Genomic DNA, 12,733 nt, shown 5'->3' with positions numbered 1-12,733 from the left:
AACGCAGTGAATAGCCGGAAATTCAGCTATATTTCAACAAAATTAGGTGAATTTTAACCATTTTATTCGTGCATTCACTCGTGCAAAGGTCGTACTTTGGTAGGTAATAAGCTTTTTTGATTAAGGCGGGCTTGCTTTGCATTTACCTTGCGAAAGCATCCTAATAGGTGATAAATTTAGATTTTTATATAATGCTTTTCTGTTTTACAGATAAAGTTGTTAGTGTGCAACATGGTATAAGGTTGCTTAAGTACGTCATTTTGTAAGTGCATTGTTTGTTTGGGTAGTCTTGTGGGTTCTAAAAGAATTATTGAATTTTATAAAGGTTGATGTTTATGGAACAAAAGTTAAGAGCCGCTTTACTAGCAATTCAAGGAGTAAAAATTCCCGATTTGCCTAAAGAAGTATTGGAATTGGATGCGGTTTTAGCCAGTAAGTTTCCAAATAATCAAACCATTGTGAGCATTATCGAAAGCAATACCAAGCTGTCGGGTGAGGTTATGCGCATTGTTAATTCACCGGTTATGAAGCTCAAAGTGCCAGTAAAGTCCATTCGAGAGGCGGTGGATATTTTAGGGTCTTTAAATTTAAAAAACCTGGTATTGGCATCTGCTTTGCAAAATTTGTTTGGCAGTTCAGAAGTGGTTGATATTATTGATCATGCGAAAGACATCGCGTTTTGTTGTGCCGAATTGTCTGATTATATTCAAGGCGTGTCGCGTGACGAGGCGTATTTGGTTGGTTTGTTTCACAATGCCGGTTGCTTGCTGTTGGCGTCAAAAGACCCCGAAAATTATCCAAAATTGTTTCATAAGGTTCACGCTAATCCTTACAGTGGTTTAGCGTTAGAGGTCACGGCTTATGGTTCGCCGCACAACGATATTGGTATTTTGATTGGCAAAAAATGGCAATTACCCGTTGAAATGCTCAATGTCATTATGTTGCACCATCGAGAGCCGTCGGCAATAAGCAATGACAAGATTCGCGCCATGAACTCAATGATTCAGTTGGCCAACGTGGTGGTAAACGAGGTGTCAATGGGCGCCTACATTACCGATGAATCGCGTCGTTATATGGCAGAGGCGCAAGAAGATTTAATGCTTGACAATAATGTGATTAACTCAGTTCGCAATGCGTTAATTATGTTTAGCTAAACTAAGCTAAATTAAACCCAGTTAATCTAAGTCATTGAACGGTTATTGCAAGTCCAGTGCAAATGGCTTTAAGGCGCTTAACTCTATGTAGTTGAGTAAGGCATAATCGGTGCCGGCAAACCGAATCTTGGGTGCCATACCCGCTTCAAACGCTTCTATCCAACGCAGGGCGCATAAACACCAAAAGTCACCGGCTACCAGGCCTGGAAACTGCCCAGCAATGGGCGTACTTAGGTCGTTGCCTTGGGCTTTAGAAAACAGCAAAAATTCATTACTCATTTGTGCACAGACTACATGGCGACCTCGATCTAATGCATCGGTGCGACATAGACCATCTCGATAATAGCCCGTTAAGGGAACGTGCGAACAGTCTTCGAGCGGCGTTTGCAGTAAGTTTAGCTTGAGCGTGTTGGCTGTATTGACGGTGTTAGGCATGTGGTTTCCTTTAAATTATTTTTTGTAGTCTTGACCGTTTTTTGTATTGAGCTTGGCACCGCCCTTAAACACACTAACGCTGCTGCACAATGTGATTCAACGCATTTTGAATGTTGGGGTATTCAAAGGTAAATCCAGCGTTAAGTAATCTTGTGGGTACTACCGCCGAAGAGTGAGTAAGCACCATGGCACCTTCGCCAAACATCAGTTTGAGTTGAAATTCGGGCAACGGCAACCAAAAAGGTCGATGCACACTTTTGGCTAAGCTGGCACCAAATTGCGCGTTGCTGACTGGGTTTGGCGAGGTAAGGTTAAATACGCCGTTTAGCTCTGGGCGCTGCATCACAAAGTGCATGGCGCGGGCTAAGTCGTGAATGTGTACCCATGAAAAACATTGTTGTCCTCCTGCCACTGGACCGCCCAGTCCTAGCTTAAAGGGTGGCAACATTTTGGCCAATGCGCCACCGTTTTTACCTAAAACCACACCAAACCTAAAAATAACCGGCGGTACGCTTAAGCGCAGGCTGACCTCTTCCCAGGCCTGGCCAAGTCGGCCTAACTCATTATTGCCAATGGCGGTACAGGTTTCGTCGACCGGTGTTGCGCAGGTGTTGGGAGGGTAAATGCCAATGGCCGAGGCGGAAAACACGCGCTTGGGCGGCTGATCGCACAGACTGATGGCGTGCGCCAACTGTTGGTTGGTGTTAATTCGACTGTCCCACAACAGTTGTTTGTAAGCCGCATTCCAGCGTTGGCCAATGTTGGCACCCGCCAGCATAATAAGTAAATCGCAGCCATTAATGTTTTGACTTAAATTAACGTCGCAGTCAAAGGCTTCACGGCCAAATGTAATTACCTGGGTGTTGGGTTGTTGGGCAAAAAAGTGTTTTAAATACCCGCCCACAAAGCCAGTGCCGCCTAAAATAACGATTTTTGTAACGGGATGATTCACGGTGTTAGCGCTCATGGTTATTCACCTTGCCTGTGGCCTTGTTTAAAGGGGATTTTAATAACAGACCTTTACACCTTATTTGCGCAAAGAATCCAATAAAAGTTAACATTGCATTACGGCGAGCGGCGCTGTTTTTGCCAATTGCCTTGGGTATCCTTTAGGTATTCAATTCGGTCGTGCAGACGGTGTTCGCCGCCTTGCCAAAATTCAAACGCACTGGGCTCCACTCGGTAGCCACCCCAAAACTCTGGAAACGGAATATCGCCTTGCGAAAATTTTTGTTTTAGTTTTTCATATTGGCTTAGCAACAGACTTTTTGAGCTAATAATTTGGCTTTGGTGACTAACCCATGCACCAATTTGACTGCCTTTAGGGCGCGACATAAAGTAGCGCATCGATTCGGTTAGCGGAATTTTGGTCGCTGTACCACGAATTTTGACTTGACGCTCTAAGTCTAGCCATAAAAACTGCAAGGCAACTTGGGGCTGTGCTGTCATTTCGGCGGCTTTTTGACTGGCGTAATTGGTAAAAAAAACCAAGCCATGCTCATCAAAATACTTAAGTAAAACAGTACGCGTGTTGGGCGAACCTTGCTTGTCTACCGTGGCCAATACCATCGCGTTAGGTTCAATAAGGTTGGCGGCTTGGGCTTGCTCAAACCACTGTGAAAATTGCTTTATGGGGCAGTCGTTACTGTTGGTTTCGTCAAGACCGCCTTTTAAGTAAGCGCGGCGCAAGTCAAATAATTGTTTGGCGTTTTGCGCGGCGCTATTGGCCTCTGTTGCAGAGGAATCCTGGGTGTTTAAATCGTTAGACGACATGTTAGACGACATAATAATGACCTTATATTTTTGTGCAGGGGGCAATACGCCATTATGGCGCTGCACACTTAATTTTGCACTTCTTTAGGTTTTTAGAGTTAGCTTTTTAGAGTTTGAGCTTTATAAAATTTCAGCTTTTTAAATAGTGGTGCATTAACTCGTAAAACGGTTGAGGTTCTTCTTCCCACGGAAAATGACTGCAGCGCTCTAAAATATCCACTTGTTTAAAGTTAAGTTGAGCTTGCATGGCGTTTAAATTGTACGGCATTAAGGTGTCGTATTTGCAGTCCATAAAATACATAGGAAACGTCCAGTGTTTGGTTTGGTTGTAGTGAACAGTTTGCTTTTCATACTCTTGCCAGGCCTGTACGTTTAACAATAAATTAAAGTCATTGGCGGTAAATTGCTCTGCATAGCGCACGCCTTTTTGGTAGTCATAAAAATAGGTTGGTAAAACTTGTTTAATTTGTCTTAGCGTTAAATATTCGAGTGAATGTTCACTAGAAGACGCATTGTTGTCCCAATTAGACTCATCGTTAAAGTCGTTTTGACCTTGCGCCATTTGACGGTGATTTATTTCGGATGCCAATACTTCCATGGCCTTAAGCTCTGGATCGACAGGGTTTAAAAAAATTAATTTCTCAACATGGTTTGGATAATCTCGCGCGTAGAGCATGGCCATTAGTCCGCCCCAAGAGTGACCTGCCAACACCACCTTAGGAGCCTTTAACGCAACACGTAGCGCTTCTATTTGCGCAATCCACTTGGGTAAAATGGCGCTTGTATCGTTTATTAAATTTTCACCTGTCCCTAGCATATCCATGCGAATGACTTGGTGTTGTGCTTTTAACCCCTCTTGAATAGGGGTAAGATTCCAACTAGAAAATGCTGGGCCGCCTCCCAGTAACACGACTGGCACTGACAACTCATTTGCTAGACCAGCACTGTGGTACGTAAATGACGTGGAGTGACCTGCCAGGTTTACCGTAGCTTGCTGGCTGATTATGTCGGTTACTGGATTGATTACTGAGTTGGTTGTGCTGGCCTGCGCCGACATACTCACCAGGCCTGGTGTAAAACCTGCCAAAAGGCTTATAAAAGCCAAACGTAGTAAACTGTTTACGCGTATTAACATGACGTTATCCTTTAATGATGGCGCTTAAGGTTGTGTTTGTAAGGTTTGCAGGTCTTTTAACACGTCACGCACATGGGTATCGGTGTTTACATCGCGATAAATTTTGGCCAATTTGCCTTGTGGGTTAATAATAAAACTGTGACGTTTGGCAAACTTAACCATTTTTAAATCGAGCAATGCGTCAAAGCTGGCCGCAACTTTACCGTCAGTATCGGCCAATAAATCGAATGGCAGGTTATGGTTTTTGGCAAAAGCTTGATGACTTTCTACGGTGTCTAGGCTTATGCCTAACACAACGGCATCTTGTGCAATTAAGCGGTTAATGTTGTCTCTAAAGCTACAGGCTTCGGTAGTGCATCCCGGGGTTTCGTTTTTGGGGTAAAAATACACCACAACCCATTTTCCTTGTAACGCCTTAAGTTCAATGGTTTTAAGGTGTTGGTTGGTAAGCGAAAACAATGGCGCGTCATCGCCCAACTTTAGACCACTGGCCTGGGCTGTTTGCGGAATAAACCAGGCAACAAATACGCCTAATATCAGCGATAAAGACGCCACTAGACGCCAGAGTTTTTTTAATACATAGGGTGCGATAACGTTTGACGACACGGTTAATCTCCAATTTATGCACTTAAGACCATTTTTTAATGTACAATTATTATACATAAATTATACATAAAGGGTTAAATCATGCCATTAAATGAATTTCCTCGTTTAAAAATAGCGGTGTCCGATTGTTTGCGGGGTACTCATTGCCGCTACAACGGTGGACATGCGCAAGACGACTTTATTAACAAAGATTTGGCCAAGTACGCAGACTTTTTTCCATTTTGCCCCGAGGCCGCTGTGTTGGGCACGCCGCGTGAAACCATTAGATTGGTAGGAACGCTCGAAAACATTCGCGTTTTTGCGCCAAAGTCGGGCACCGATGTGACTATGGGTATTTTGGATTACACTGAAAAAACGGTTCCCAAATTATTAGCGCAAAACCTAGACGGTGCGGTGGTTAAATCAGGTTCGCCCAGTTGTGGTTTAGAGCGCATTAAAGTCTACAATCCCAGTGGCCAATGGCACGCTTTTAAAGACCCCATGATGGCGGGTGTGTTTACCGCCAAGCTTAAAGCCATGGCACCGCATTTGGCGGTTGAAGAAGAGGGTCGTTTGCACGATGCTTGGTTGCGTGAAAATTTTGTAATTCAGGCCTTTACCTCGGCCAGATGGCGCGAATTTTTGCAGGGTGATTTAACTCTTGCGAGTTTTCAAGCGTTTCACCGTGACCACAAATATTTATTTATGTCTAAACATGTCGAAATTTACCGAGAAATGGGCGCATTAGTCGCCACCACGCGCCAAAGTAACTTGCGTGAAAGTGTGGTGGGGTATCAAGGAAAATTGTTTGATTTATTGGCTTACCGCTCAAAACGCGGTAACGTCAAAATGGTGTTAGACCATATTTATGGTTATTTTAAAGGCTTTTTATCAAGCGATGAAAAAGCCCATTATCACGAGTCGGTGCAAGAGTTTGTTAATGGTATTGTGCCGCTAATTGCCATTATTAAAGTGTTAGAACAATATTTAAACGCCTACGGTTCAGACTACTTAGCCACCCAAGTGTTTTTTAAACCTTACCCCGCCGATTTGGGTTTGCGTTCTAAAATTGCGGCGTATCGTTAGTTTTTAACTATTTTGAGCCGGCATTCGACTCGTGCAAAAGTGTTTTTTGAGCTAAATTTATCGTTAAAACCAGTAATTTGTTCTACGCTGGTAATCTAGTGGTAATCTGCTAAAAGTTAGCTTGACCTTGTTAAAAGGTACAGAGTACTATTGGCTTCTATTTAAAAACGCTCAACAAACAAATATATGTCAAGCACTGCAATTTAAGTCAGCAGGCACGTCTATAAACCGTTAAAAAGCACAAAGTGGTCACTCATGAAAGACAGCAAACTCAGAAACAGCATATTGTTACAATTGGTTGAAAACGCCCAAGAAGGGATTGTGGTTGCCGAAAAAGAGGGTAACGACACCATTTTAATTTACGTTAACCCGGCCTTTGAAACCTTAACGGGCTATCAAGCTGATGAAATCTTGTATCAAGATTGTCGTTTTTTGCAAGGCAATGACACCGAGCAAGAGTCAATTAAGCTTATTCGTAGAGCCATTGATGGTTCTGCTCCGGTGCGCACGGTGCTTAAAAATTATCGCAAAGACGGCTCGGTGTTTTGGAACGAACTTAGCGTTACTCCGTTTTACGACGAAATGGATGAGCTTACGTATTACATTGGCATTCAAAAAGACGTTACTAACGAAGTCTTGTTGCAAGAGCAACTTGATGCGGCATTGCAACGCGTTGCTCAATTAGAAGCTGAGTTAAGCGCCGGTAAAAGCGTTTAAATACATGCTTTAATAAGCCATTATTTTTGCTTTTAAAAGCAAAAGCCATAAAAAAACCCTATTACTAGGGTTTTTTTATGGCTTTAATTTGTCCTTCAAGTTTTTAGCACCCAGCGTTGTGCAAAGGCTTTTAAAACATGTCTTCAAAACCAATTAGGTGATTGTTTAAGGCCTGTTGAGTATTAAGCAAAGGGTTTAGGTAGTTGTTTGGGCTAAAAACATACAGTTCTAGACTGCTTTGACTGCGGGCTTGTTGTTGCCATAAATCCAGCAACATGGGATTGTCGCCAGTGGTGCTGACTAACGCTAAACCAGTACAACTAAGATTTTTTGCATGTTCTAACAATGTTTTAAAAGTAGCGTCAGCCAAGTAATTGGCGTGGGTGGGGTAATTAATAACCGGGTATAACCCTTTATGGCTTAACCACAACGCAGTGAGTATGCCAATAACTGCGTTATTGGGCTCAATGGTCACAACAAGATGGCGTTTTGCATTGGGTTGCGTGACTATGGCTTTTAAACGATGGTGCAGGCGGCTGTAAAGTTTGGGCAAAAGTTCGTTAATCCATAACGCTTCAGAGGGCAGTTTTAACTCGGCCAAATCAAGGCTTATTTGAGTGAGTAATCGATACAAAGATTGATCGTCAAGTTCTACAAATAAACTGTCCAATGCTTGGCTTAACGAGGCTAAATTAGCTTGGGTTAGCCAAGTTGTAATTTGCGCTACACTTAGAGTGTGCTGCTCATGGTTTACTAACACTTTGGGAACGGTGTTGAGTTGAATTAAACCCTTAACATGGCTAATCGGCACACCTTGCTCGGTAAGTTGTATGGCGTGTTTAATGGTTTCGATGTTTTGGGCGGTATACAGACGATGTCCGCCGTCGGTACGCACGGGTTCAATTAAGCTGTAACGGCGTTCCCACGCTCTTAACGTAATGGGGTTTATGCCGGTTAGGTTGGCCACTTCGCGAATGGGGTAAAGCGCTTGCTGAAGATTCATAATAGGTGCCGCTGTGCTTAATTGAGTTTAAAAAGTTAGGTTGAATATGTCTTAAATAAGTCTTAAATCGGTTTTAAATATGGCCTTAATAGAGTGTTAGTGCGCTGTTTTCAACAGGTTTTACTAACGCGGTAACAAGGCATTAAAAACGGTGTATGGTAGTTAAAAATGGTATTAAAATCAATTGTAAGGCCGGTTGGGTAAGTATTTTGGCACTATTTGGGCACTACAAGTTTTTTAATAATTGGGTTTTTAAATCGTCCGATAATGGTTCTGAACCCAACCAAATTCCAAAATAAGCTGCTTTGAACCCTGCCAGTTTAGTATTAAATACCAAAGCATTGTTAAACCACAATTGTGTGCTAGGCAAGTCGTTGGTGCGATTATCTGTAGGTAAGTGCACCAGTTCGTAACAGTCTTGTTTCGTTACATCTTGATACGCCGCGTGCAACTCATTTATCGCATCATACAGTATAGGGGTTAGGTTATCAGGTAAAACCTGGTTAGCCCCTTTTACCAATATATCTGCAGAAATGTCGGTTTTGTAACATAACTGCAATCGTAAAGGTACTGCGTCGTTTAAAAGTTGGTCAGTAATAGGCTGTTGAATAAACAGTTTGGCCTCATAAATATCCGCCCACAACCAGGTTGCCATGCCTTGTCCCACCAATTGCCAGTCACCTTGTTGCGGCGTTATGGGCGCCTTGTTGGCAAAACTAACTGAGCTTATCAAAAAGCCCGACACCACAGCAATCAATAGGGTTACTTGCAATCCAATAGCGCGGCGATAAGCGCGGTGCATATTTGGCAAGCTTGGTAAGTTTGCATGCATATACGGCTCTCTTAACGCTCAGGCTTTTTAAAAAATAACGTAACTTCACCCACGTTAAAGCCCCATTTTGTGACCTTGGCGCGGTTAAACATAGTGTCTTGTGAGTGTAAAAACATCCAGTCGTCAAATTGCACATGCAGCGTGCTGTCTTTGTAAGGTAAGTCTAGAGTGTAACGCCAGTTAAGTGCATTGCCGGCACTTTCACCCGTGGCGTCACCCACTACATCGGCCGCGCGACCGCGGTATTGATTGGGGGCGATTCGGGTAATGTGCCAAATACGTTGTTCGGTTTGGCCGTCGTTGTATACAAAGCGTTCGTCTAGGGTAAGTTGATTAGGGTCGTTGGGCGATATTTGCCCCGTTATGTCAACTGTAAAGCGTCTAATAACCTTGCCAGAACGGTCTTGAAACTGTCCCCAGGCCTGGGTAGTGCCGGCAAAAAACTCAAACAGTTCCAGCTTAGGTGTTTCATCGCGGTAGTCTTGTGGTTTCACGCTGGCGCATCCTGATAGGTTAAAGGTAAGAATGGCCAAAATGGCTAGGCTCATTACATTGGTTAACAAAGTCGAGTAAGTGCTTTTCATAATTAAGCCTGCGCCAGCAATTGAGTGTGCACTGCGGTCAAAGCGGGTTTTTGCAACACAATTTGACACACCGAAATGTGCTGGGTTTCAAAGCCCACAGTGCAATAGTCTAAGTAGTAGTTCCAAAGTTTTTGAAACGCTAAGTCGTAACCCATGCGCGCCAATGATTCGCTGTGGCGGTTAAATTCGGTTTTCCACAGTTGGCACGTTTTAGCGTAGTCGGTACCAAAATCGTCTACTTGTATTAGCTCAAATTGGTGCTGATGCGCTAATTGCGACAGTTGGCTTAAGCTGGGTAATAATCCACCGGGAAAAATATAGGTTTGAATAAAGTCCACGCTGCTTTGGTATTGCTGGGCATGCTGTTCGTCAATGGTAATAATTTGCAAGGCTGCTTTACCGCCCGGTTTTAAATTGGCTTGCAACTGTGCAAAATAAGTATCCCAATATTCTTTGCCAACCGCTTCAAACATTTCAATGCTAATGATGCAGTCGTAGGTGTCGGTTTCTAAGCGATAGTCTTGCAATGCCACTTCAAAAGAGGGTTTGGTATTGGTCGCCTCAACGGTGTCCAGTTTGGTTAACCGTGTTTGCGTATAAGCTTGTTGCGCGTGTGATAGGGTTAGGCCTTTAATGTGCGCTCCACGTTGCAACGTGGCTTCCATCATGCCACCCCAGCCACAACCAATTTCGAGTATGCGTTGATCGGCTTGCACGTTAAGTGCGTTGAGCATGCGCTGATATTTAAGGTGCTGAGCTTGTTCTAAAGACAAAGTATGTTGGTCATCGGCAAAAAAACCGCTGGAGTACGACATGGTTTTATCCAACCAAAGGGCATAAAAATCGTTGCCTAAATCGTAGTGAAACGAAATATTTTTTTGACTGTTTTTAAGTGAATTATGACGTTTTCGATGTTGCCATAAATGCCAAAGGTTTAGGGTTTTGTGACTTAAAACCGGCGACAGCGTCGTACTGTTGGCATACATTAAGTGCATAAGATGGTACAGCGAATGGGTGTCAATAGCGTGCTCAAAGTAGGCCTGGGCAAACCCCAGTTCGCCTTGGGTTTTTAACAGCCATAAAGTGCGCAAGGGTTTAAAAATGGTGAGTTCGGCGTGATGACCGGGGTGTTCACCTTCAAAACGGTAGCGATTGCCCGACACATTTAACGTTAACGAACCAAATTGAATGTGCTTAAACGGCAGTTTTGCAATTAATGGACTGGCCAAGCGGTTGACCCATTTAAGATCAAACAACAAACTAAACAGCATTTTTTTGGGAAAGCTAAGCGTTTTAACATAGTGTCATCTCCGTGTGCGAGTGGTTAAGCGTGGCAAGACTGGCAGGGGTTTTGTGAAACTTGCCACCTTTTACCCAAATTTTGAGCGCCCACCAATGAATCAGACCAATGACTTTTAAGGTGTTAAACGGGTGAGTCAGCGCCGCCTTAAGCAAGGTTGAGTCGTTTAGAGTAAAGGCTTTTCCGGTTTGTACTGCCGTCAACACCGGTTGTTGGTTTTCAAGTTGGTAAATGCCCAGTTGATATTGTTTTCCCGGAGCAGCAAACACAAAGCGATATAAGCATTCCATGCCAATAAAGGGCGACACATGAAAGACTTTTTGTGCCTGGGCTTTAAACTTAACCAGGCCTGGTGCAATGGGTTGGCCATTTTGTGTGAGCACATAATGATGCCATTGACCAAAGGTATTGCTCACTTCGGCCATTACGCCAATTAATTGATTGTCTTGATTGTAAGCAAACCACATGGCTAATGGATTAAATGTTACACCTAAAAAACGCGGGAAGCACACCAGTTCTATGCGATGAGCAGGCCTGGTTAAACCATATTGCGCCAATAAGGCATCGGCCCATTCGCGCCAGGGTTTTCCATCGCGTGCGCCATAGTCTTTTAAATACACGCTGTATAAATTAAACCGGTTAAACGATAAGCGTTTTAACCGGCGAGCTTCATCCGCAAAGGTATCAATGTTTATTTTTAAGCTCATCACCCCGTATCTAAATTGATAGGGAGCAATGGTAAAACGTTGGTGCATAACCTGCCCCAAGTACACTGCACTTTGATTTGTGTGGTGTGAATACACATCGGTTTGCTTGGTTTGCTCGGCTTGACTCATTGAGCTTCCTTGCTTTCCCAGGGTAGATTAATGCCCCACAATTTGGCTAAATTTACAGCACTGGCCAAACCGTCTTCGTGAAAGCCATAGCCAAAATAACTGCCGCAAAACCATAAGTTATGTTTGCCTTGAAGGGTATGCAATTGGGTTTGAGCCTGCATGGCCGCTTGATCAAATACCGGGTGTTTATAATGTATTTTTTGATAGGTTAAATTAAGTTTGGGAATAAAAGGTGGGTTTAATGTCACCAGCATTGGGGTATCCACTGCAATATTTTGCAGCAGGTTCATCCAATACGTTACAGCAACCTGACTGGTATTGGGATGGCTTGCATCATTGCGTGTGTCGCGCAAGTAGTTCCAACTTGCCCACGCCAATTTACGTTGCGGCATTAAGCGAGTATCGCTGTGCAAATACGCCACATTGTCTTGATACTGAAATGGCATTAACACTCTAAAGTCATTTTTTAAAGCATCGTCAAGCATCACAAAGGTTTCATCGGCGTGAGCGCCAAACACCACATCGTCAAAATATTCGGTGGTGCCGTCTTGCAGTACCACCATTAAACCGCCGTTACTTTTGGTAACACCCACCACCGTTGCATCTGTTTTAACATTAAAACGGGCGCTTTTTAAAATGGCTTTAATGTATTGGTATGAGCCACCTACCACGCTTTCCCATTGTGGGCGGTCTTCGATATTGAGTAGGCCGTGGTTTTCAAAAAAACGCAAAAAACTACCAATAGGAAACGCCATCATAGTGTCTAGCGGGCATGACCAAATAGCGGCCGCCATAGGCAGTAAATAGTGATTGCGCATGTGGTCATTAAAGTGGTGCTGATCTAAATAATCGCCCAATGATTGTTGCAATAGGTGTGCGGGTTGGTGATTTAAATCGTGCTTGGCTTGCTTGTTAAAGCGTAAAATTTCACTGATCATTTTCCAGTGCTTGGGCGAAAGCAGGTTTTTACGTTGGGCAAACATTGTGTTTAAATTATTGCCAGAATACTCTAATTGACCTTGGTTAACCGACACCGAAAACGTCATTTCTGTGTTTTGAGTTGCAACATGCAAATGCGCTAACATGGCCGATAAATGAGGGTAGTTTGGGCGATTAAAAACAATAAATCCGGTATCTACGGCCACATTTTGTGCATCGACGGCCACAGTAGAAGTGTTGGTGTGTCCGCCGAGTTTGGCGTTTTTTTCAAATACAGTGACATCGTGGTGCTGGCTTAAAAACCAGGCGGCGCTTATGCCACTTATACCACTGCCAATCACAGCAATTTTTTAG

Annotated in this window: 14 protein-coding genes; 3 read left to right on the top strand and 11 right to left on the bottom strand. The window is 43.5% G+C overall.

Going from position 1 to position 12,733, the window contains the following annotated elements; translation table 11 throughout:
- The first annotated feature begins 335 nt into the window (after positions 1-335).
- The gene (locus EP181_RS10250; protein WP_127471548.1) at positions 336-1,154 is read left to right on the top strand and encodes an HDOD domain-containing protein; all 819 of its coding nucleotides are present in this window, start codon (positions 336-338) and stop codon (positions 1,152-1,154) included.
- Positions 1,155-1,196: 42 nt separating this feature from the next.
- Here EP181_RS10250 and EP181_RS10245 read toward each other — a convergent pair whose 3' ends face one another.
- The 5 genes from EP181_RS10245 to EP181_RS10225 form a co-directional block, all read right to left on the bottom strand.
- A complete protein-coding gene (locus tag EP181_RS10245) occupies positions 1,197-1,589 on the bottom strand; it encodes a DUF2237 family protein (protein ID WP_127471547.1) in 393 nt (130 codons plus the stop codon).
- Positions 1,590-1,662: 73 nt separating this feature from the next.
- Positions 1,663-2,556, bottom strand: coding sequence for a TIGR01777 family oxidoreductase (locus EP181_RS10240; RefSeq protein ID WP_127471546.1), 894 nt, complete (start codon positions 2,554-2,556; stop codon positions 1,663-1,665).
- 98 nt (positions 2,557-2,654) lie between these two features.
- Positions 2,655-3,374 carry a pyridoxamine 5'-phosphate oxidase gene (pdxH, locus tag EP181_RS10235; RefSeq protein WP_232023433.1) on the bottom strand — a complete coding sequence of 240 codons (720 nt, stop codon included), beginning with the start codon at positions 3,372-3,374 and terminating at the stop codon, positions 2,655-2,657.
- Positions 3,375-3,492: 118 nt separating this feature from the next.
- Positions 3,493-4,497: an alpha/beta fold hydrolase gene (locus EP181_RS10230; protein WP_127471545.1), complete on the bottom strand. Its 1,005-nt coding sequence runs from the start codon at positions 4,495-4,497 to the stop codon at positions 3,493-3,495.
- Between the two features lie 24 nt (positions 4,498-4,521).
- The gene (locus EP181_RS10225) at positions 4,522-5,103 is read right to left on the bottom strand and encodes a peroxiredoxin (protein ID WP_232023432.1); all 582 of its coding nucleotides are present in this window, start codon (positions 5,101-5,103) and stop codon (positions 4,522-4,524) included.
- Between the two features lie 81 nt (positions 5,104-5,184).
- Between EP181_RS10225 and EP181_RS10220 the strand changes: the two genes are divergently transcribed.
- A complete protein-coding gene (locus EP181_RS10220; protein WP_127471543.1) occupies positions 5,185-6,168 on the top strand; it encodes a YbgA family protein in 984 nt (327 codons plus the stop codon).
- Between the two features lie 255 nt (positions 6,169-6,423).
- A complete protein-coding gene (locus EP181_RS10215) occupies positions 6,424-6,885 on the top strand; it encodes a PAS domain S-box protein (protein WP_127471542.1) in 462 nt (153 codons plus the stop codon).
- Between the two features lie 130 nt (positions 6,886-7,015).
- Here EP181_RS10215 and EP181_RS10210 read toward each other — a convergent pair whose 3' ends face one another.
- From EP181_RS10210 to EP181_RS10185, 6 genes are all read right to left on the bottom strand, one after another.
- A complete protein-coding gene (locus EP181_RS10210) occupies positions 7,016-7,888 on the bottom strand; it encodes a MerR family transcriptional regulator (protein WP_127471541.1) in 873 nt (290 codons plus the stop codon).
- Between the two features lie 226 nt (positions 7,889-8,114).
- Positions 8,115-8,720, bottom strand: coding sequence for a chalcone isomerase family protein (locus EP181_RS10205; RefSeq protein WP_127471540.1), 606 nt, complete (start codon positions 8,718-8,720; stop codon positions 8,115-8,117).
- Positions 8,721-8,731: 11 nt separating this feature from the next.
- On the bottom strand, positions 8,732-9,304 hold the full coding sequence (locus EP181_RS10200; protein WP_232023431.1) for a DUF3833 domain-containing protein: 573 nt from the start codon (positions 9,302-9,304) through the stop codon (positions 8,732-8,734).
- Positions 9,305-9,306: 2 nt separating this feature from the next.
- Positions 9,307-10,575, bottom strand: a complete 1,269-nt coding sequence (locus tag EP181_RS10195) for an SAM-dependent methyltransferase (RefSeq protein ID WP_127471539.1) — start codon at positions 10,573-10,575, stop codon at positions 9,307-9,309.
- A 22-nt stretch (positions 10,576-10,597) separates the two neighbouring features.
- Positions 10,598-11,440, bottom strand: coding sequence for a DUF1365 domain-containing protein (locus tag EP181_RS10190; protein WP_127471538.1), 843 nt, complete (start codon positions 11,438-11,440; stop codon positions 10,598-10,600).
- A complete protein-coding gene (locus tag EP181_RS10185) occupies positions 11,437-12,720 on the bottom strand; it encodes an NAD(P)/FAD-dependent oxidoreductase (protein ID WP_232023430.1) in 1,284 nt (427 codons plus the stop codon). Before EP181_RS10185 ends, EP181_RS10190 begins: the two co-directional genes overlap by 4 nt.
- Positions 12,721-12,733: the final 13 nt, after the last annotated feature.

Origin of the sequence: Thiomicrorhabdus aquaedulcis (assembly GCF_004001325.1) — a bacterium.
Classification (GTDB): Bacteria; Pseudomonadota; Gammaproteobacteria; order Thiomicrospirales; family Thiomicrospiraceae; genus Thiomicrorhabdus; species Thiomicrorhabdus aquaedulcis.
The sequence above is the reverse complement of the archived record's forward strand: the minus strand, read 5'-3'. Positions and strand labels throughout refer to the sequence as shown.